The sequence below is a fragment of the Ruegeria sp. AB10 genome (genome assembly GCF_056542745.1).
Genome location: NZ_JBQGAI010000005.1, coordinates 17,379 through 37,782 on the forward strand (window position 1 = coordinate 17,379; position 20,404 = coordinate 37,782).

Annotated in this window: 22 protein-coding genes and 1 tRNA gene; 16 read left to right on the forward strand and 7 right to left on the reverse strand. The window is 54.4% G+C overall.

Annotated elements, in window-relative coordinates; genetic code table 11:
- The 9 genes from ACR0NT_RS11440 to ACR0NT_RS11480 all read left to right on the forward strand — a co-directional run bounded on the left by ACR0NT_RS11440 (position 1) and on the right by ACR0NT_RS11480 (position 10,660).
- Positions 1 to 1,158: a phage major capsid protein gene (locus ACR0NT_RS11440; RefSeq protein ID WP_170672152.1), complete on the forward strand. Its 1,158-nt coding sequence runs from the start codon at positions 1 to 3 to the stop codon at positions 1,156 to 1,158.
- An 11-nt stretch (positions 1,159 to 1,169) separates the two neighbouring features.
- Positions 1,170 to 1,556: a hypothetical protein gene (locus ACR0NT_RS11445; protein ID WP_170672154.1), complete on the forward strand. Its 387-nt coding sequence runs from the start codon at positions 1,170 to 1,172 to the stop codon at positions 1,554 to 1,556.
- Positions 1,557 to 1,724: 168 nt separating this feature from the next.
- A complete protein-coding gene (locus tag ACR0NT_RS11450) occupies positions 1,725 to 2,372 on the forward strand; it encodes a hypothetical protein (protein WP_170672156.1) in 648 nt (215 codons plus the stop codon).
- A 10-nt stretch (positions 2,373 to 2,382) separates the two neighbouring features.
- Positions 2,383 to 3,303 carry a site-specific integrase gene (locus ACR0NT_RS11455; RefSeq protein WP_170672158.1) on the forward strand — a complete coding sequence of 307 codons (921 nt, stop codon included), beginning with the start codon at positions 2,383 to 2,385 and terminating at the stop codon, positions 3,301 to 3,303.
- The gene (locus tag ACR0NT_RS11460) at positions 3,300 to 4,022 is read left to right on the forward strand and encodes a hypothetical protein (protein WP_170672159.1); all 723 of its coding nucleotides are present in this window, start codon (positions 3,300 to 3,302) and stop codon (positions 4,020 to 4,022) included. Before ACR0NT_RS11455 ends, ACR0NT_RS11460 begins: the two co-directional genes overlap by 4 nt.
- A 257-nt stretch (positions 4,023 to 4,279) precedes the next feature.
- The gene (locus ACR0NT_RS11465) at positions 4,280 to 5,983 is read left to right on the forward strand and encodes an ATP-binding protein (RefSeq protein WP_170672161.1); all 1,704 of its coding nucleotides are present in this window, start codon (positions 4,280 to 4,282) and stop codon (positions 5,981 to 5,983) included.
- A complete protein-coding gene (locus tag ACR0NT_RS11470) occupies positions 5,976 to 7,385 on the forward strand; it encodes a UvrD-helicase domain-containing protein (protein ID WP_170672163.1) in 1,410 nt (469 codons plus the stop codon). The genes ACR0NT_RS11465 and ACR0NT_RS11470 overlap by 8 nt, the downstream gene beginning before the upstream one ends.
- A gap of 220 nt (positions 7,386 to 7,605) precedes the next feature.
- Positions 7,606 to 7,794, forward strand: coding sequence for an AlpA family phage regulatory protein (locus ACR0NT_RS11475; protein ID WP_170672165.1), 189 nt, complete (start codon positions 7,606 to 7,608; stop codon positions 7,792 to 7,794).
- Positions 7,795 to 8,017: 223 nt separating this feature from the next.
- Positions 8,018 to 10,660: a DUF5906 domain-containing protein gene (locus tag ACR0NT_RS11480; RefSeq protein WP_170672167.1), complete on the forward strand. Its 2,643-nt coding sequence runs from the start codon at positions 8,018 to 8,020 to the stop codon at positions 10,658 to 10,660.
- Positions 10,661 to 10,798: 138 nt separating this feature from the next.
- Here the strand turns inward: ACR0NT_RS11480 and ACR0NT_RS11485 are convergent, their stop codons facing one another.
- Both ACR0NT_RS11485 and ACR0NT_RS11490 read right to left on the reverse strand, forming a co-directional pair.
- Complete coding sequence (locus ACR0NT_RS11485; protein WP_170671614.1) at positions 10,799 to 11,779, reverse strand: hypothetical protein; 981 nt, start codon at positions 11,777 to 11,779, stop codon at positions 10,799 to 10,801.
- Between the two features lie 134 nt (positions 11,780 to 11,913).
- Positions 11,914 to 12,567 carry a hypothetical protein gene (locus ACR0NT_RS11490; RefSeq protein ID WP_170672169.1) on the reverse strand — a complete coding sequence of 218 codons (654 nt, stop codon included), beginning with the start codon at positions 12,565 to 12,567 and terminating at the stop codon, positions 11,914 to 11,916.
- A 170-nt stretch (positions 12,568 to 12,737) separates the two neighbouring features.
- On the opposite strand from ACR0NT_RS11490, the gene ACR0NT_RS11495 reads away from it, so the two are divergent.
- The gene (locus ACR0NT_RS11495) at positions 12,738 to 13,130 is read left to right on the forward strand and encodes a hypothetical protein (protein ID WP_170672171.1); all 393 of its coding nucleotides are present in this window, start codon (positions 12,738 to 12,740) and stop codon (positions 13,128 to 13,130) included.
- Between the two features lie 850 nt (positions 13,131 to 13,980).
- On the opposite strand, the gene ACR0NT_RS11500 is transcribed toward ACR0NT_RS11495, so the two are convergent.
- Both ACR0NT_RS11500 and ACR0NT_RS11505 read right to left on the reverse strand, forming a co-directional pair.
- Positions 13,981 to 14,442, reverse strand: coding sequence for a hypothetical protein (locus ACR0NT_RS11500; protein WP_170672173.1), 462 nt, complete (start codon positions 14,440 to 14,442; stop codon positions 13,981 to 13,983).
- Between the two features lie 195 nt (positions 14,443 to 14,637).
- A tRNA-Thr gene (locus ACR0NT_RS11505) sits at positions 14,638 to 14,713 on the reverse strand.
- Positions 14,714 to 15,210: 497 nt separating this feature from the next.
- On the opposite strand from ACR0NT_RS11505, the gene ACR0NT_RS11510 reads away from it, so the two are divergent.
- Entirely contained in the window at positions 15,211 to 15,771 is a 561-nt protein-coding gene (locus ACR0NT_RS11510) for a hypothetical protein (RefSeq protein WP_480443105.1), read from the forward strand.
- 200 nt (positions 15,772 to 15,971) lie between these two features.
- Here the strand turns inward: ACR0NT_RS11510 and ACR0NT_RS11515 are convergent, their stop codons facing one another.
- Positions 15,972 to 16,241: a DUF2312 domain-containing protein gene (locus ACR0NT_RS11515; RefSeq protein ID WP_170445087.1), complete on the reverse strand. Its 270-nt coding sequence runs from the start codon at positions 16,239 to 16,241 to the stop codon at positions 15,972 to 15,974.
- 162 nt (positions 16,242 to 16,403) lie between these two features.
- Between ACR0NT_RS11515 and ACR0NT_RS11520 the strand changes: the two genes are divergently transcribed.
- On the forward strand, positions 16,404 to 16,622 hold the full coding sequence (locus ACR0NT_RS11520) for a hypothetical protein (protein ID WP_170445090.1): 219 nt from the start codon (positions 16,404 to 16,406) through the stop codon (positions 16,620 to 16,622).
- Between the two features lie 9 nt (positions 16,623 to 16,631).
- Here the strand turns inward: ACR0NT_RS11520 and ACR0NT_RS11525 are convergent, their stop codons facing one another.
- Positions 16,632 to 16,847 carry a hypothetical protein gene (locus tag ACR0NT_RS11525; protein ID WP_170445093.1) on the reverse strand — a complete coding sequence of 72 codons (216 nt, stop codon included), beginning with the start codon at positions 16,845 to 16,847 and terminating at the stop codon, positions 16,632 to 16,634.
- Positions 16,848 to 17,091: 244 nt separating this feature from the next.
- Here ACR0NT_RS11525 and ACR0NT_RS11530 point away from each other — a divergent pair, with 244 nt between their 5' ends.
- Genes ACR0NT_RS11530 through ACR0NT_RS11545 form a run of 4 tightly spaced genes read left to right on the forward strand, consistent with a single transcriptional unit; the run spans position 17,092 to position 19,281 of the window.
- Positions 17,092 to 17,955, forward strand: a complete 864-nt coding sequence (locus ACR0NT_RS11530; protein ID WP_170672175.1) for an MBL fold metallo-hydrolase — start codon at positions 17,092 to 17,094, stop codon at positions 17,953 to 17,955.
- 31 nt (positions 17,956 to 17,986) lie between these two features.
- Positions 17,987 to 18,409 (forward strand): YeeE/YedE thiosulfate transporter family protein, encoded by a 423-nt coding sequence (locus ACR0NT_RS11535; protein ID WP_170445098.1) that lies wholly within the window; start codon positions 17,987 to 17,989, stop codon positions 18,407 to 18,409.
- The gene (locus ACR0NT_RS11540) at positions 18,409 to 18,840 is read left to right on the forward strand and encodes a DUF6691 family protein (RefSeq protein WP_170445103.1); all 432 of its coding nucleotides are present in this window, start codon (positions 18,409 to 18,411) and stop codon (positions 18,838 to 18,840) included. Before ACR0NT_RS11535 ends, ACR0NT_RS11540 begins: the two co-directional genes overlap by 1 nt.
- Positions 18,841 to 18,849: 9 nt before the next feature.
- Positions 18,850 to 19,281 carry a TIGR01244 family sulfur transferase gene (locus ACR0NT_RS11545; RefSeq protein ID WP_170672177.1) on the forward strand — a complete coding sequence of 144 codons (432 nt, stop codon included), beginning with the start codon at positions 18,850 to 18,852 and terminating at the stop codon, positions 19,279 to 19,281.
- Between the two features lies 1 nt (position 19,282).
- Here ACR0NT_RS11545 and ACR0NT_RS11550 read toward each other — a convergent pair whose 3' ends face one another.
- Positions 19,283 to 20,389, reverse strand: a complete 1,107-nt coding sequence (locus tag ACR0NT_RS11550) for a flagellar motor switch protein FliM (protein WP_170672179.1) — start codon at positions 20,387 to 20,389, stop codon at positions 19,283 to 19,285.
- Positions 20,390 to 20,404 lie beyond the last annotated feature (15 nt).

Below are 20,404 nucleotides of genomic sequence, written 5' to 3' on the forward strand. Positions count from 1 at the left end.
ATGAAACACACGCGATTGAAAGACCTGCGCGGGGCAACCGCGTTGACCCTGAAGGGCGACGATGACGATCCAACCGATATCGTCACCAAAGCCCTGGAAGACCTGACCAAGACGTTCAACGACCGGATGGGCGAGATCGAGGAAAAGGCCGACAACACCAAGATTGTCGAACGTCTGGACAAGCTGGAGGCCAAAGCCAACCGGCCGGACGGCGGCGATAAGAAGGATGAGCCCTCGGTCGAGCGCAAAGCCTTCGCCACTTATCTGCGTCTTGGCAACAACACCCCTGCAGAAGACCTGAAGGCTCTAACTGTATCCGACGATCCGGGCGCGGGCTATCTGGCCCCGGCGGAAATGTCGTCCGAGTTCATCCGGGATTTGGTTGAGTTCTCGCCTGTTCGCAGCATCGCCAGCGTTCGCCAGACCGGCGCACCCTCGGTGAAATACCCCAAACGCACCGGCATCACGAACGCCAAATGGGGTGGTGAAAACCAGGAATCGGAATCGTCCGAACCCGCATTCGGCCAGGAAGAACTGACCCTGAAAGAACTGACCACGCATGTCGATATCAGCAATCTGCTTTTGTCTGACTCCGCAGGTCAGGCAGAGTCGGAGGTTCGCTTGGCGCTGGCTGAGGATTTCGGCCAGAAAGAGGGGCTGGCATTCGTGAACGGCGACGGGGTTCTGCAGCCTGAGGGCTTCATGACCAACGGCGATATTGCCGAACACGTCAACGGCCACGCGACGAATGTTGACCCGGATCAGATGATCAAGCTGCTCTACGCTCTGCCCGCGATGTACCGCAACAATGGCACTTGGGTGATGAACGGCACCACATTGGGCGTGATCCGCACCTTGAAAGACGGTGACGGTCGGATGCTCTGGCAACCGAGCTTCCAAGCCGGTCAGCCCGAAACCATTCTGGGCCGTCCGGTGGTGGAAATGGTCGACATGCCGGATGTCGAATCCGGGGCCTTCCCGATCATGTACGGCGATTTTAGCGGCTACCGCATCGTTGATCGCTTGGCGATGAGCACCCTGGTCAACCCGTATTCGCGGGCAACCGAGGGGATCACCCGCATTCACGCCACCCGCCGCGTTACTGGCGGCGTCTTGCAAGCGGCCAAGTTCCGCAAGCTGAAAATGTCCACATCGTAAGGGAGGCAGATATGCGAGACCTATACCACAACATTCGCGCGGTGGCGGCACTGTCCCCCGCCGTTCAATCGGCCACCGTCAACGGGGCCGCGATCGACCTGAAGGACGCCAATCGCGCGGCTTTCATCCTGAATACGGGGGCCGTCGCCGGGGCCGGTGATTTCAGCGCCAAGATTCAGGAAAGCGACACCACCACGTCCGGGGACTTCACCGACGTGGCGGCGGACCACTTCGACACCGACGCCCCGGCCACTCTGGCAGCGGATTCCACCTATCGGATCGGCTATCGCGGTCACAAGCGCTATGCGCGGATCGTGCTGACCAAAGCGAGTGGTACCAGCATTGCAGCGGGCGCCTCGGCTGTCCTGAGCGATCTGCGCAGCCGCCCGGAGGCATAACAGTGCAATGCCTCGGAAACCCCCACGCATTTGCGGTTGCGGCCATCGTGTCTCGTTGATGGTATTCGGTGCGTCTACTTCGACAATGCCAATACTCTTAACTCAGCATCATTTGCGTCTGTCCTGACGGCTGAGGTTTATGCCGCTCGCATCTTGGGCGTATCGAAGATGCTCCGCGTTCCTGTGCAGGTTCAGTGGGTCGGCTCGGGCAACAACACCGAATTGTCGGGCGAGTTGTTCCGCCGCACGGTGGACATTCGCATGGACGCGAAGATGGCCAACCCCGAGGATCGGGACGTGGCGCAATTCCGCATCAAGGATTTGAAATCGTGGGTGCGAGAGCATCAGGCAGAACAAGTTCGCGCGGCCCTGACGATCATTCAATATTGGGTCAATCTTGGGATGCCGTTGGGCGCGGGTTCGAAGGCGTCTTATGAGGCATGGGCGGCGAAAATGTCGGGATTGTTCGATGCAATTGGCGTGGGCGGGTTTCTCGCAACTCCCACGGAACGTCGCCCCGAAGACCCCGAGGAAGAAGTCGCACGAGAATTGTTCATCGCAATGGATCGGGCGCACCGTGGGCGTGTCGATCCGTCGGGAGATCGGAACGAGTATGGCGAACCTGTACGTCGTGCCGATTGGTCTAAAGCCGTTCGGGCGGGCGACGTGGTTGATCTCGTGCAGGCGCTGAATATCGACTTTGATTTCGGGTTCAAAGACGAGCGGAAGGCGATGGGAGCGTTTTTGAATAGGTTCAACGGGCGCGTTTCCTGCCATCAGTCTTTCCGAGGCACGGGAGAAAGCAATCGCGCTTGAGAAAGAGGCCATGGAAGGCGTCGACCGCAAGGCCGAGCAAATCCGCAATACAACGGTCGCCACAGTTTTGGACGCTTACAAGACACTTCATCTCGACAACCTAAAATCCGGCGTTGAACGCTACCGCCAGCTACAGACCGCATTGGCTGATCATTCGAACAAACCGATTTCCAAGCTGACCCGGCGCGACATGCAGGCTTTCATTGACGCAACCGCAGCACATGCTCCGATCCATGCAAACCGGTACAAGGCGGCATTGAGTGCATTCGGCAAGTTCGCATGGCAGCGGTCATATACGGATGAAAACATCGGCGCTGGTTTGTCAAACGCAGTGCGGGAAAAACCACGCGACCGGGTTCTGACGCTGGACGAAATCCGTGCCATTTATGACGCCGCCGAGTTCCTTAGCCCCCTGTGGACACCGATAGTTCGCCTGCTCATCCTAACCGCGCAACGCCGCTCGGACATTGCGCACCTACGCTGGTCGGAGGTCGAACTGGAGAAGCAGCGCTTCACCCTGCCTGCTGTTCGCACCAAATCAGGACGCGCCCATATCGTTCACCTGTCAGAGGCCGCACTGGCGGAATTGCCCGAGCAAGGCGAATGGGATTTGCTTTTCACGACCACAGGCCACAGCCCGGTCTCCGGGTTCAGCAAGATTAAACGAGAATTGGACAAACTTCTGCCTGACCTTGAACCTTGGCGGTTTCATGATTTCCGCACATCGTTTGCTACTGTCATGGCGGAATCCGGGGCCAACGAAGGTGTGGTGGATCGTATCCTTAATCACGCAGCCACAGGGTCAGCAGCATCCGCGGTCGCGCGGGTCTACAATATGTCCAGTCAATTGCCCCAGCGCGCCAAGGTGCTGAATGACTGGGCCGCGTTGGTCAAGCAGCGGGAAACCAATGTTGTGAGGTTAGCGGTATGACGGATAAGTTCAAAGACGCTGAAAAGTGGGTCGTGGACCAATTAAAGCGTTTGTACCCGGCTGAAACCAACCCAACAGTAATTGAAGTAACGCGGGTTCCTGCAACAGTCGAAGAACGAGCGCTGTATACTGAGAAAGGGAGCGAAAAGGAATGGCCATTTGCTCAAAAGGTCGTACCACCTGAAATCCCGGCAATTCGTTCGGATGATGCCGTATTACTTCGCAAATCAGGCTACCCAGCAATCCCAGACCAAGTTCAAGCATACAATGACTATTGTGCTCTTGATGCCGATAAACAGCGAGATCTAATACTGCGGTTACTGGAAACCGCTAAAGATGAGCAAAATCAAGCTGCGTGGGACGCTGCGTCGGACCTTATCGCTCGAATGACTGAAAACTTCAACGATTGGGGTGTCGAGCATCCGCATTACCGCGATCTAAAATTCGTGCGAGATCACCATCACCCACGTCCAAAACCGGGAAAACGGCGATCCAAACCAACTGCAGATCAGCGCAAAGCTCTTATTATACATTTAGTTACAACCTTAATCAGAAAGTTTGACGTCCAAGCATCGCACAACCCCGCAAACAATCACGATTGTGCATGCGCAATAGTCGCCCGCGCTTGTGCAGCTCATTTCCAAGACAAACTGTTCACCGAAACTGCCGCTCACACAGCCTACTACCGCAGTCGAAAACCTTCATTTCACTGTTTCTGAGATGCTTCCCGCCCATAGTGAGCTTTAACTTCGGTCAAAGGGTATAGCCCCTTCAAGCCCAAAGCGGACAGGTTCTTGCGGCACCTTGGGCGGGAATCTAGCCGATGCTGCAATAGCGATAATAGTGACTACAACTGGTCGAACATCCTTTTGCATCCACTTCGCACGGTCTAAGGTTGCGTGATTGAATTTTGGCGCACCACACCCTCCAATAAGGTTTTGAGATAGTTGGTGTAGATTGAACCAAGGAATTTTATATGGCCCGCATCCGAAAGCTAGAAGTCTACAATTTTAGAAGTATCCGGAAGCTTGTTTGGATTCCTTCACCAAACATGAATTGTTTAGTCGGCCCCGGTGATAGCGGGAAGTCCACTGTTTTGGATGCAATCGATTGGTGTATGGGTGCTCGACGCAACCTCCCGGTCACGGATGCAGACTTTCACAATATGTCCGTTGATGATGAAATTGTTATACGAGCAACTGTTGGTGACCTTCATGACGGACTAAAAACACTTGATATTTATGGCCCCTATTTATTAGGTCTGAACAAAGAGGGAAATGTCGAAGACGAACCTTCGGAAGGTTCGGAGACAGTTCTTACAATCCAGCTTACAATCGGCGACGACTTGGAACCGCAATGGCATTTGAAATCTGCCCGTGCAGAAGCTCAAGGTCTAACCAGAGGCCTTACATGGGGCGACAGGGTTAACATCGCACCAAGCCGTATAGGCGTTTTTGCAAACCAACATCTTGGATGGCAGCGTGGATCAATTTTGAATGCGTTGACCGAGGAAAAGGCGGACGCATCTGCGGCGCTGGCTGAAGCTGCCCGGCAGGCTCGAAGTAGCTTTGGAGACACTGCAGGTGATCAACTCGAAGATACCTTGACTATCATTTCTGACGCCGCTCAAGCGCTTGGTGTTGACGTCGGCAACAACGTCCGTGCGATGCTCGATGCTCACTCAGTGAATTTTTCAGGAAGTACTATTTCGCTTCACAGCTCGGAAGGCGTTCCACTCAGGAAACTAGGGCTTGGATCAAGCCGGTTGCTTGTCGCCGGGCTTCAAAACCGGGTGGCGGAATCGGCTTCAATTGCACTAGTCGATGAAGTTGAAATAGGGTTAGAACCGCATCGAATTTCAAAGTTTCTGCTAGAACTTGGATCGAAGGATGTAGAGACGTCGTTCCAGATATTTATGACTACCCACTCACCCGTTGTTTTGCGGGAGTTGACCGGATCACAGCTCTACATATTAAGAAGTGCAGCCGAGCATTCTGTTGTTCAGGCGGGCATCGATGATGCAATTCAAGGTACGCTTCGCACCGCGTCAGAAGCTTTTCTCGGGACCAATGTACTGGTTTGCGAGGGCGCCACGGAAGTCGGATTGGTTCGCGGAATTGATCGCTATCGAGCGGAAAACGGACTTTCGACATTTACGGCAGCGGGCGGTGTATTGGTCGATGCCGGTGGCGTAAATAAAGTCTATCGTGCGGCCTCTTCTTTTCAAGCGCTAGGTTACAAGGTCGCGACTTTAAGGGATGATGACGTCCAACCCAAAGAAAAGGATGAAACAGATTTTATCAACGCGGGTGGAGAAGTCTTCAAGTGGACAACAGGTTGGGCAATCGAGGCTGAGCTTTTTGACTGCGTTAGTGATGACGCTGTTCTGAAATTATGGGCATATGCTACGAAACTACACGGACACCAGCGAGTATTAGATCACTTAAGGACCGCGTGCAAAGGAACTGTCGATCCCCAAAGCTGGTTCAACGACATTACCGAAAGAAAGCGGGAACAGTTGGCTGCAGCGGCGGGGAGCGGCTCTTGGTTCAAACGGATATCCCACATGGAGGAAGTGGCTTATTCAATTATCGGTCCAGATTTGGATGACTGCGTACAGCCCGAGATGTCAGAGCTATTAGACGAAATTCTTAAGTGGTCAGGGGCCACGAATGGCTGATGTCAATCTGTTAACTATAGAGCGTGGCATGGTGATCGCCCCTGCAGGGTGCGGAAAGACTCAGCTAATTGTGGAGGCACTGCGTAGCAACCAATCCGAAAAACCTATTTTGGTTCTAACCCACACGAACGCTGGGGTAGCAGCCCTGCGACAGAGATTGGCTAAAGAGAAGTTGCCGACTGGTGGTTACAAACTGGCGACGATTGATGGTTGGGCACTAAGGTTGGTCTCTACGTTTCCAGCACGTTCAGGGTATGACGGAGGCGCAAATCCTAAAAAACCCAACTATCTTAAGATCAGGAAGGCCGCATGGGGTCTTCTCAAAGCAAACCACATAACTGATGTGCTTCAAGCAAGTTATTCGCGCATCTTGGTTGATGAGTATCAGGACTGCTCCCACAACCAGCACGCTTTAATTTTTTTTGCGGCGAAGCATTTGCCCTGCTGTGTTTTGGCCGATCCGATGCAAGCAATATTCGGTTTCGGGAATGACCCGCTTGCTGATTGGGATAAGCATGTTTCCAAACACTTCCCCAAAGTTTCTGAGCTAGATAGCCCATGGAGGTGGCGAAATGCCGGAAACGAAGAGCTTGGGCAGTGGCTTTTATCTGTGCGAAAATCATTGCTTGCAGGTGAGCCGGTTGATTTGGCAACAGCCCCCAAATCAGTCAATTGGGTAGAATTGGATGGAGATGATGATCATTCAAAACTTGTTGCTGCAGCCCGATGTTCTCACAAAGAAACAAAGGAAACTTCGCTTGTAATTGGTGACAGCAAATCAGCTGCAAGCCGCTATAGGATTGCCAAAAATGTTCCCGGTATTGTCGCAGTTGAACCCGTTGATCTTAAGGACCTCATCACCTTTGCTAGTGGACTAGATTTGTCTGATGGGTATTCCGTTGGTGAGACCCTTGACCTTGCAGAGAGCCTGATAACAAACATTGGTTCCCAAGGTGTCCAGAAGCGCATGAAGTCCATTAAGAGCGGCAGGGCAAGAACGGATCCAAGTGAGCTAGAGCAGCTTGCTTTAGAGGTTGAGAAAGCACCTACTTTTTCTGGGTTGGCCAGTATCTTGTCTTGCTGTTCGGCCCAAATCGGATCGCGTTGTTATCGGCCAGGTGTCTTGCGTGCAACGCTTCGTGCGCTGTCATTGGTTCAATCAAACTCGGATTTGACCTTTATCGAGGCTGCGCTTCAAGTTCGCGAAGAAAACCGTGCAGTGGGACGTCAGCTCCCCTTGGCCGCTATTGGCTCAACTTTACTATTGAAGGGGTTGGAGGCAGATCACGCTATTGTACTAAACGCCGATACGCTCGATGCTCGAAACCTTTACGTCGCTATGACACGTGGAGCAAAAACACTATCTGTTTGTTCAAAAAGTATGCGGCTCATTTCTAAGTGAAAGCAGTCAAAGTCGGCTTTCAAGAAGCTGCGCCGCTGCGAATAAAGAATGGCTGAATCCTAGCGTCCATCGAACCATAGTATTTCGCCTAGACAATGTTGCCTCGGTCAACTGTGGAAACCGTTATCCTGTGTGAAATTTGGGAACCACCCCATGTTTCACACGCGCCTGCTAGTCGGTTCACATACTTTGATTAAGCACACAAATTTAGGATGACAAAATGGACGAGATTAGGCTTCTCCGGCGTCAGCAGGTTGTCGATTTGACGGGACTGTCAGTCTCGACCCTGTACGCCAAAATCCGAAACAATGAGTTTCCCAAACCACTCAAGACTAGCGCCAACACTGTGGCTTGGCGCTTCTCAGATGTTGCAAACTGGGTGCGGTCACTTCAAGTAGCAGATCGCTGACATGATTGCGGCGAATGAAGCGAAGCAGTAACTGCACAACTACGGAAGTTTGGTTATCCGGCGTTTAACCCAATGGATACGCTGGATTTCTACTCGCTGACAAATGATCAGCGGGCCTATTACAAACTACCCATAAAAATCAAAGGGGTAATCTGACCTGCCGCTTCCAAGCAGACATATGTCAGACAAAATCCCGTTTTCGACACGGAATGAGGCAGAAGTCATGCTGCGATTGACCACACCATTTGATGCTTCCGCAGTGGCCCCCATATCAACCGCAGCGTTGCGCTTTGCAATGGTCCCACCTGAAATGAAAGCCAGCCGCAGTTGGTTGGTATCCACAGGCGGGAAGAAGAAACCGTTCCCCGTCCGCAATGGCAAAGTCATCGTTGATAACGCCGACACCGGGGCGAGATGGAAAAACCCGGATTACCTATGCTCATTTGAAGAAGTGCTTGAAGCGGTCGAGCACGATCCCAGCCTGAACCTCATGTTCGTTCTAGGCGTCGGCAATGATTTCATCTGCCTTGACCTTGATCCCATGGAAAAGGTCGCACCTAGCTTCGTGCCGATGGCCACAAGGCTCCGCGAAGCGCTGGCGACGGCGCTTGGTGGCTTCACCTATTGTGAGCGGTCAATCTCTGGACGCGGGTTGCACTATATTGGTCGCGGCCCTGATGTGCAGCACCATAAAGAAAAGCTGCCCGTCCGGGATGTGGAATTGGATTTGCTTTTCACCAGCTGCCTTTTGATCACTGGCAACGCGGTCGATGATTGCACCGACACCCCAGACATTAGCGAGGCAGCAAACAACCTGTTGCGCGACTTCGCCAAGAAGCCGGTGGCGCGGCAAACTGTGGACACCAAGATCACCCCTTATGTCAGCAGCGAGGCGCGATTGCGGGCGATAGTCGGCAACGGCATCCATGGTCGCGCTTTCCGCACTGGTGAGTGCAGTGACGTTTCACAGGCCCGTATCGGTATCATTCACACATTGGCCGAGTTCTGCACAGATGAGCGACGAGCCTACAGCGTGCTGACGAACAGTCCACTTATGCAGATAGATGACGGTCGGGGCGAAACTCGTTTGGCCAAGATGGAGCGTTTATGGCCCGAAGACTGGAGGGCTGCGCTGGCTACCACAGAGACAAACCGTAGACAGCGCGCATTGTCCGAAGGTCAGGATGGAGTGGTCGGTGACTTGACCCGTGAATGCCTGTCAGAACAGAGCGACTACGTGAATTACCGCGTTCAGCACCATGCCCTTTCCCTTCTGCAACAAGCCGTTATGCGGCGACACTGTGACACTGAAGCGTTGGCCCCGGTTGTTGGCTATCTCGAACGAGGTGTCCGCGACTTGGGCGAAGTACGGGACGTATTTGAGAAACGGGATAAACAGCGGGCAGTCGAGCGATTGCTGGAAATCCAGTTGGCATTTGAAGCCTTCGGAGATGACTTTCCCGAGTCCGCTGAAATGAACCGGTACATGAAGGCTATGGTACTTGAAGAAGCGCAGATAGACCGTCGAAATGTGTTCCGTAAATACAAGGAAACGTACCACATCATCGAGAACTATGGCGGTAAGAAAATGGTATTTCTCAACCAGCCGGATGGGTTCACAGGGGCATATGCCTGCTGGACAGAACCCGAGTTTGTCCGTGCCCGCCGCCAAGACAAAGTGCTATCTGGCTGGGATGAAAACGGCGCGCCTATCATTGGTTCAGCCGCTCAAACTTGGTTAGATTCCCCAATGTCACCCCGTTATTTCAAAAGGGAAATGTGCTACGGGGTGACGGAGCGGGTTGTAATGCGGCCCGAGGGGCGTGTTCTGAATACATTTGAGGGGTGGAGCACTCAGCCAGTCGCAGGACAATGGCCTGCTATCCACTATCTGATCCGAGATATTGTTTGCGCCGGTAATGATACATGCGAGGCTTACGTTCTCGACTACCTTGCCCACATGGTGCAACAGCCATCGGACTTGCCCGGAACAGCCCTTATCTTGCAAAGCGAAGAACAGGGCACCGGGAAATCGACCTTCGTGGAAATTCTGCGAGAGTTGTTTGGCCCGAAGTACTGCGGAACAACGGCAGACGCAGATACGTTTGTCGGTCAGTTCAATTCCGCCGCCAAAGATAAGCTGCTCCTACATTTCGAGGAGGCAGTAGCACCAAACGACCGCAAACTTGAAAGCAAGATCAAGGCCCTGATTACCAATGAAACCTTGAGCTACAACGCCAAAGGCATCGCGGCAGTCGAGGCACGGAATTGCGCCCGCATATTCATGACGTCCAACGCCGCCTATGTCGCGCACCTCGCCCGTCATGACCGGCGTATGTTTGTTCTCAAGGTATCACCCAAACATGCCGAAGATCGGGCATTCTGGGGCCAGTTCCGGGCGACCTACAAAGCCGAGTTGAGCGCATTCATGCACCACCTGTGGACACGGGATATTGGTCACTTCAAGGCGACACGAGTTCCATACACCGCAGGTCGGGATGAGCAGAAAATGGAATCCGCCACCGGCCCAGACCGGATTTTGCGTGAACTGCTTCGGGAAGGAATTTTGCCAATCGGTTCAGAGCTGAAAGCCGAAGGATGGGCAGTTCGGGCGAACCTTCTGCATGAACACTTTGTGCGCCAAGGCTATGCGGGCAAAGGTCTGTCGGCGCGGGGTGGCAGCGCCGCCGTGAAACCAGTCACCACAGGGGCAAAAAATGCCCGATCAACTATTAACGGCGTCTCCAGTGTTGCCCGCCATCTGTTCCTGCCACCGCTTCCCGAGGCGCGGCAAATGTTCCTGGATCACATGGGCATTCAATCGTTTGATTGGGGCGACGATAGCGACGACTGGGCCACGGCCTGATACCGTCCCTGTCGCCCTCTGGGGCGCGGTATGTGGGGGCGCAAGGCGTTTTTGCAGCGTTCACCTCAGCCCCCGAAGACAAACCCAGTTTGGGCGGTTTCCGCAGTTCTCATTCGCATTATTGAACTAACGAAAACGCTATTCCAGAACTTTGAAACGACCGCTGCTTTCCCACCTTACGATATCCGAATCCTTCGGCACTTCTAGGGTGTAGTAGCTGAACTCAGAAGCGTGCTTGATCCATTTGTATTGCGCTCGGGTAAAACGCAACATCATGAGATTCTCGTAAATGTCGGTATGGATTTGCTTGATATTCGCGTTGCGAGCAAAAGCGACCGAGACGAACTCAACAGTCCGGTATCCAGCGCCGATTGTGCGCGCGCTCCCGTCAGCTTCCCAAAGTTGCTTCCTCATAGCAGGCCCATAGGCATCGCGCATAGCTGGCAACAGTTCGGTCTGTTTTCTAACAAACGCGTTCCTGAACTGTTGACGCTTTAGCAGTGCTTCCTCAGGCAAATCTAGTTTGGCACCTTCTTCGTAGAACAAAGCCCAAGCGCCAATAACTATCAATCCGGTGTTAATGCTTGCTACATCTTCCGTGTATTTTGATGCTCGAATCCCCGGAATGGATGCGATTTCTCGGTCCAGTTGTTCAACATAGCTGTCTATTCTGGCCTGTTCTTCCGCTTCACGCGCTGCCGCAACTTCCGCCACTCGTCTCGCCTCTTCCTCAGCAATTCGAGCCTTCTCGGCGGCATGTTGTTCAGGGTCGATTTCCGCCAACTCTGACATCCAACGATCTTGATCTGTATCTTTGAGCGAGCGCAGATATTCATCAGGGTTGTTCTCTTTAAGAGCAGAAAACTCCGCCTCTTTCTGATCGTTCACCATGCCAACTGATCCGATAGTCGCAGGCAAACCCACAAAAAACATGACGGCGAAGCTGAAACCTCTGTGGCCCAATCTCAATTTTGGAAGCGGCTTTAACAACGCTACTCCCGGCAAGAGCAACAAGGCGACGCCCACGACCAACCCAATTTCGGGGGAGATTGCGGATATCAGCGCCGTTCCGATTAGCAATAAAACAACGACCCCAGTGCCCTTAAGAAATGCTACCATTTTTCAGTACCTTAGAAATAAGCTTCACCAATACTTCCTCACATACAACTGTGGCAAGAAGTTGGAAAGATCAGACACAACCCAAAATTCCCGAGTGGTCTAGTTTGCCTCGGCAGGATAGTCCGCACCGCGCGTCAAAAGAACCAGCGCCGTTGCTGGTCATAAATGCCCAAATGCTCAATCATGGTGTCGTGACCACGCACGTCCTTGCCACGGGTGCGCATGATGCAAGGGTTCAGGTGCGACATGCGCAGCAGGGATTTGCGGAGCAGGATCATATGGGCGGCTTTGGGGTAATCAGCGGTCGGGTATAGATCGGAAACCTTGTCGCCGATCTTCGCCCACGCCGCCCGGGCGACTGTGGACACCTTTTGTGGCCCCTTTTGCTCCATAAGGGCCATCATCGCGTATCCTGCATATGGGTCGGTCTCTTCATACTCAGCCCGGTAGTCAATCCGAGTCAGCCCATGCCCGCCGCCGTTAACCGGCTTCCATTCAAAGCCATGAAATTCGGATTTGCCGCGCCGACCGTCCAACACATAGACGCGGGCGTGGGTCACTCTGGGACCAGACTTGCGACGCAAATATTCAACGGCGTTGTCCTGCATGTCTGCCAGTGCCAACTCGAAATCCGGGAAGCAGAAAAACTTTCGCGCGTACAGGCTCTTGTCATTTGAGAGCAGGTTAAACGCGCCAAACATGAGCCGGTTTTGGATCGCCCAATCCAAGTCCTTGCGCATGTCCTTTTCGTCAAATTCCATCCCGGTTGGCACGTCATTTTCAAGCATTGATCAACCCTCAATTCACGTCTCCATTTTATACGCTTAGGCGATTGTTCCAAAACGGTAATCCATGTCTCCACAGGGTAATGAGATGGCGTTCACACCCCGCAATCTGAGACCGTTTGCCACGCAGATTCAGCCGCCATATTGTTGTGGGCAGATATGAGGATTTCGACATGACACCCGAAATAGAACAAGGCGTCCGGCAGGCGCTGGAACTCAAGGCCCGTGCTGGCAACGTGGACGCCGCCAAGGTGCTGTTTGCGGAACGCGCCAAACAGGTGCGACCCGTCAAGTTTGATGACTGCGCCAACGTGGATGAACTGCAAAAGAGATTTGGCGAATACATGGGTCAAGAGAGTTTGACCGCAGCCGAGGCTGACGCCGCCTCCAAAGCATTCGACCGGCTATTCAAAACTATTGTGGCCCGAGACAAGCTGGCAAAAGAACAAGCCGCCAATACAAGCCGAACATCCGGCTTGATGATGGTCCCGGTTATGAATGTCGAAACGTGGGAAGCAGAGGCAGAGCGATCTCAGGCGGCCCTGAAACAACACGCCCGCGCATAGTCGATCTGATCAATCCCCATTCTAGTGTCCACAGGGTTCGTGTCGCCGGTGGGCATCCTCGCCTCCGTGTCACTGGCATGAGGGCTTTTTGTGACCATTGAGCCGGGTTCTGAGGGGTATTCATGCTGGCGCGCCTCGCCTCACCCCACCCATTTTTCCGTGTTTGTTCGATATATCCGGTGGGCTATACGGCGTCATACCTGAACCTGCCCCCTATTTGTTACGTTTCAAAATAACACATCAACGCATTGAAATCATTCACATAAAAGTGGATTTTTGACACTTGTTACGTTGTGAGGGGGGCCTTAAATCGTGTGTTTTTCGGACGATTTTCGTAGGGATGCGTGGCGCAAGTACGCGTTGCCTATGTAGTATATACGTATATTTGATATTTATATTATGATGAACTTATATACGTAACAAATATAACAAACATAACAACGCAATAAAAACAATGGGTTAAAGGACGTGTATCCGTTACGTTTCTGTTATGCCCGTTACGTTCCAGCGGGATTGATGCGGATTGAACGGTATCGCCCTGCACATCCCTATGCGCCCTACTGAATTTACTACCGCTTGGGTACGAGGCGTTGAGACGTGCGGGCGCGGCGTTGGCTGCATGGTCTGGTATAACATACCCCCCTATGTAGTGGGGGGTGGGGTCCGATCTGGGTGGAGGTCTCCATTTACTTATGCGCCGCATTTTCGGCTGAAAAAGGCGCTTGAGATAAGCGGCGCCATGACCGCGCGCCCTGTGGTCACTACACCAAGCCGCAAATTAAGGGAGAGGCGGCTTTTCCGTCAAAAAGGCACGATGCAGCGCACACGAATTAGAAACCAGTTTTTCTTCTCAGCTTTGCCCACGGCCTATTCCATGCATCGTATTTTCAAATTCACGAACCGCCACCGGAGACAATGATGTTGCGCGAAGCTTCGTCCACTGACCACGGATCAAAGTCAGATGTTTTTCCCTCAAGTCCGCTCGAGCCAGCATTGCGTCAACATGCGCACTCGGTTCCGAACCGTCCGCCCTGAGCTTTCCCGCAGCGTATTCCAAAGCCTCTTTGTGAGGCGCGCCATATCTTAGCAAAGCGTGGTCTAGGGCTGCCGCAATTTTTACGACCCAATGTGGGCGTTCGAGATCATCACTCTCACGCAAAACACCCAAAAGGTCTTCCAAATGTTTTGCATTACGGTCCAAACCACCATCTAAAACGATCAAGTGTACCCGCGCGGCAAGCCAATCACGCTGGGTTAGAGGAATACTCTCAATGAAGTGTGCCAGCACCTCGTCGCAATCTGTTGTATTCAAAATCGAATCCTTCCTAACAACTCAGACAATTGCTAGCTGAGGATCGGGTTGCTGCCAACAATCTCACTGCCGCTGCGCCGCGCAACAGGATACCAATGTCGGTCCGCGCAATTTGTCTGCTATATGTCTGATTCTGTTGAGCGACATATAAATTAGCGATGCGCTCACCGTAAATTATTGATTTTATTGATTAAATGGTGCCCCCACACGGACTCGAACCGCGGACCTACTGATTACAAATCAGTTGCTCTACCAGCTGAGCTATAGGGGCACTTGGTGTCGATTACTTTCTCTTGTTGTGGACTGCAAGCCCATATTTTTATCTTAACTTAGAGATTGGCGGATTTCCTGACAGCACGAGGAACGCTTTGTCCATGACGGCGCGGGTTTGACTGTTCCGGTCGCAGACTGTAACCCGGCAAGCGGGGCAAAAAGCAAGGACAAGAACCGAAAATGCAGGTTGCTATCCACGCAGGCGCAGCTTTTACCGACGAAGGTCGGGTGTTGGCCTCGTTGACAAAAAACGCACCCGCCTTGGCGACACACGGGGTCGCTCTTTTTGGTCCACGCCGATACAACCGCGCGTTCAAGCCGGCATTTGACAGGCTCGAAGCCGCACCCGACGCGTTCCCTGTCCAGCCAAGTTTCAATAGTATTCTGCCGGGCGGCGACGACAGTCGGCGTGTCGTGTACTCAAATGGCAGTTTCGCTGGTGAACCGGACTCGGCGTTGCGGGACGGGCAGTTGTACCCTCTTGCGGGCCGCAGAATGGCCTTGCTGGAACATGGCTTTCACGATCACCAGGTCGAGCTGTTCATGGGGCTGAGAAATCCCGGCAGCTTTGTCCCAAAATTGCTGATGTCTCTGCCTCAGGAAGCGCGCACCAACGCAATGCGGGATACCGATCTGAGCTGCCTGAGCTGGATTGGCATGATAGAAGACATCCGTGATCTTGCGCCCAGTGTTCAGATTACATTGTGGAGCAACGAAGACACCCCCTTTATCTGGGGCGATATCATCCGTGCCCTGGCTGGCCTTGACGAAGACACACCCGTAGAAGGCGAGCACGATCTGTTGCTTTCATTGCTGGACGAAACAGGCCGGAGCGAAGTGCTGACGCTGACCGATCCGGATGCCGGGCACAGCAAGGTGAGTCTGCACGAAAACATGGCTCGAATATTCGAAGAACATGCTCAGCCGGAAGAAATCGAAGAAGAACTGGACCTGCCCGGTTGGAGCACCGAGATCGTCGATGCGTTTTCCGAACTGTATGAGCAGGATCTTGAACGGCTTGGCGCAATTCCCGGAGTTCGGGTTCTAAAGCCCTGATCGCGTCCCGGGAAACCGGAATTGCGTAGGCACCTGGATCATATCACGCACGACCGGCAAAAGTGATGACCCAAGTTGCAGCTACTTCAACGCCTTCATGAAGGGGAAAAGCGGTCATGTCATATGGTGCGTGCCCCGGATGAGCGCATTCCCTGCGGGACACGCATGTGTCGCACATCTGAAGAAACCCGTTAGGCGCCTCAGCTCATGCCCAGTGCTTCTTTGTACATTTCCAGTACGGCTTCTTCCTCGGCGATATCGTCTTTGTCACGTTTTCGCAGAGCAATCACCTTGCGCATGACCTTGGTGTCGTAACCGCGGGCTTTGGCCTCGGCCATCACCTCTTTCTGCTGTTCCGCCAGATCCTTCTTTTCCGCATCCAGCCGCTCGAAGCGTTCGATGAACTGGCGCAGTTCGCCTGCGGTTACGCGATAGTTGGCAGAGGCCTGATCTTCGGTCATGTCATCCATTTACGTCTCTCCCAGAGGGTAATTTCTGTTTCTTTGGCAGCGGGCAATATGCCGGATACATTGCCACCGCCCCCGCCGCAAGCGCCCAATCGCAGGTGGGCTTGTATGCGCAGAGGTTCTCGGCTAAGCGCAGAGGAACGTGACAAGCAAATGTGGGGAACCATGTTCGAATTCATCACCTGGGGCGGTGCCGCCCTGTCGCTTGCCGGGCTTGTGGGCCTGGTCTGGTGTATTGCACACGTGATGAAAGCGCGCAAATCCGGCCTCTCGGACGAAGAGCTGCGCGCCGTTGTTCAGGGTGTTCTGCCGTGGAATCTGGCGTCGTTGTTTCTGTCAGTGATTGGCTTGATGGTGGTAATCTTGGGGATTTCCTTTGGCTAACCTGCCAGCCTAAACCGGCAGATTATCAAACTGCGCTTCCATGGCATCTTCGCACAGGGCCGCATCCAGTTGCCGCAGGCGCGACGGTATGTGCATACCCTCCTGACGCATCCGTTCGATCACTTTGGTCACACTTGGCTGAAGGGCCAGCCGCGTATCCAGGCACGCGCCGTTGAGTTTCTTTTCAAGTTGTTCAGCTTCCGAGTATAAATTGATTGATGACATTTCCATCCTCCCAAATGTCTTTATTTACTCTGATATATGTGACCATTTTAAGACTGGCCGAGATTACCCGAAAATCGCGCGGGAATCCGCCTGCTGGCCCTGCCGCTCCGGTTGTCCAAAAGCGGATTGACTAAATTTTACCCATAGTGAGACTTCAGTGCCTTGACCAGCATCAAATTATGCATGTTGATTATGACATATTCCGTAATTAATATATGAAATAGCGGCACCGGCGGAGAGCAACATGACACCCATAGTAAAAGCGTTTTTCGATCCCGAGACCTTTACGGTTTCCTATCTGGTGCAAGAGCCCGCAGGCCTTGCCTGTGCGATCATCGACAGTGTTCTGGATTTCGACCACGCCTCGGGTCGCACCAACACGCGCTCGGCGGATCAGATCATCGACCATGTGTGTAAGAATGATCTGCGGGTCGACTGGATTCTGGAAAGCCACGTCCACGCCGATCACCTGTCAGCGGCGCCCTACCTGCAGCAGGAATTGGGCGGCAAGATCGGTATCGGTGATCAGATAGTCACCATTCAGGAAACCTTCGGCAAAATCTTCAACGAAGGCACCGAGTTTCAGCGTGACGGCAGCCAGTTCGACGCCCTCTTCCGCGAAGGCGACAGTTTCCACGTCGGCCAGATGCGCGGTGACGTGCTGCACACGCCCGGACATACGCCCGCCTGCCTGACCTATGTGATCGGCGACGCGGCTTTTGTCGGGGACACGCTCTTCATGCCGGATTTCGGCACGGCGCGCTGCGACTTTCCGGGCGGGTCTTCTGCCATGTTGTATGACTCGATCCAGAAAATCCTGTCGCTGCCGGATGAGACACGGGTTTTTGTTGGCCATGATTACAAGGCACCGGGGCGCGATGAATATGCCTGGGAAACGACGGTTGGCGAGCAGAAGGCGCTGAATGTTCATATCGGTCAGGGCCGCTCGGTCGAGGAATTTGTCGAGATGCGCGACACCCGGGATGCAACGCTGTCCATGCCGCGTCTGATCCTGCCGTCCCTGCAGATCAACATGCGTGCGGGGCAGATGCCTCCGGCGGATGAACATGGTGACGTGTTTTTGAAACTTCCCCTGAACAAGCTCTGAACCTCTGGCCGCGAACGGCAAAGGACACAAAATGCATACAGACTGGATTTGGGGCCTTGGCGGAGGCATTCTGATTGGCCTTGGCGCCGCCATTTACCTGTTGGGCAACGGTCGCATCATGGGGGCCAGCGGCATTCTGGGCGGGTTGGTCGACCAAAGCGACCGTTCGCTGGAACGGCTGAGCTTTCTGGCGGGCGTGATTGGGACGCCCCTGTTGCTGCGGCCCCTGCTGTCTCCGGCACCCGAAACACATTTGACCAGCAATTTCACCGTAGTGATCATCGCCGGTCTGCTTGTGGGCGCCGGCACACGCATCGCCAACGGGTGTACCTCCGGCCACGGTGTCTGCGGGATTTCGCGGTTCTCGCTGCGCGGTATTGTTGCCACACTGATCTATATCGGGGCCGGCGTTGTGACGATTACCTTGTTCCGCCATGTTTGGGGGGTGATCTGATGCGTGCGCTCGTTTCCCTTCTCGCGGGGTCTCTGTTCGGCGCGGGCCTGCTGCTGTCCGGCATGACCAACACCGCCAAGATACAGGGTTGGCTGGATTTCTTCGGACAATGGGACCCGACACTCGCCTTTGTGATGGGTGGAGCGATCCTGCCAATGCTGATCGCCTGGCGCTTGACGACCCATCGACGCCCCCTGACCGGCGGACAGTTTCCTAAACCTGCCGCACCCGAACTGGACCGCCGCCTGATCCTTGGCTCTGTGCTTTTCGGGATGGGCTGGGCGCTGGCCGGGTTGTGTCCCGGGCCTGCCCTCGCCTCGCTCAGTTATGGCGGGGTCGGCGGGGTTGTCTTTGTGCTGGCAATGATCGCGGGCATGTTCGCGGCGCCGACGTTGAGCGCCCAACTGGACAGAGTCGCAAACGCGGCCTAATCAATTGGCATGGAGATTCGCCCGATTACCCCCCGCTACGCCGTCTCGCCGCAAATCACGGTCGAGGACGTTCCAGCCATTGCCGAGGCCGGCTTTGTCAAAGTGATCTGCAATCGGCCCAATGCCGAAGTTCCGGCGAACATGCAGTCGGATGCGATCGGTGAAGCGGTGCGCGCAGCGGGGCTGGAGTACGAAGTTCTGGAACTGACGCACCAGACCATGACGCCAGAGAATGTGGCCCTGCAACGCCAGTTGGCCGAAAGCTGCGGCGGACCGGTTCTGGCCTATTGCGCCTCGGGCACGCGCTGTTCCGTGGTTTGGGCGCTGGGTCAGTGCGACCGGATGAGCACGGATGACATTCTGGATGCCACCACCAAAGCGGGTTACGCGTTGGAAAACCTGCGCCCGACTCTGGATCAGATTCGCGGCGGTGCAGGCTGATTTAACTCAGCGCATCCGGATCCGTGTCTGATAGTTTCAGACCGGCCAGTTGCGAAATCTCGGCCACCATCTGATCTGAATCGGCGAAATTCAGGTTGGACTCTATGTCGCTTGTTGCACCCGGATCGAATGCGACCGGCATCCGCGCTGGCTCCGTTGGCGGGGGCATGTCCGGGTCAGATTGCGGGGTTGTGGTCGAGCGAGCCTCGAGAAATTCCTCAGCTTCGGAATGGGTCAACGCCGTCAGCGGCGCGTATTCGTTCAGACGTACCGCGCGCATCCCGCCACATTGTCCCAACCGGCCAATCGCGGCGCGATTGCGGTCAATCGTTAGGACCTCTGCCCGATCCAGCCTTGCCCCCGTCAGGGGCAGGACGTCCCCCGTCTTGAGATGAGAAAGTGACGCCAGAGGCAGCGACATGCGGCAGATCACCGTATTCAGCTCGGCCCGCAATACACCCGATGCCTGTTCCAGATTTGGGCCTGTGTCCTCTTGCGTGTTCTCGTCGGCATCTTCTGCGACCCGGTCCGGCAGAAACACGGAAATCTGCCCTTGCCGCAAACCGCCGCCCAGTTCCACGGTCAGATCAAACACCCGATACGCGTCTTCGACCATGGCCAGCGACAATGTACGCAGATCTGCAAGACGGGTGGAAAACTCTAACCCGGACAAGCTGGATTGATCCACCGGGGCCTCTACCAGATCGACCGCACGCGCTAAGGCGTCTTCGACCAGTGGTGCCACCATTGCTCCGTCCGTATGCGTAAACGTGCGGGGGGCGGGCTCATCCGCCATCACCTCGCCAATGGTTTGCACTTGAACAATGGCGGAAACCGCCCCCAAATCCATGCAGATGGCCGCCGACATCCCGTCGCCATCTACAAACTGCAACAGCAGCCAGTCTTCCCCGAGCTGATCCGCCAACAGGTCCGGAGTTCGGTGGGATTGCCTGGCGCCAATGACAACCATGGGCAGTTGCAATCGATCCCCGGCAGCGCGGGCAAAGGCCAACCGCAGCGCGCGCAGAACCGAGCGCGGCTTGTCGCCCTGCTCTTCCTGTCCCACTGAAAGCTTGCGCGTCAAAGCTGCGCTGACCGTCTGCGTCATGCCCGAAACCGCTGT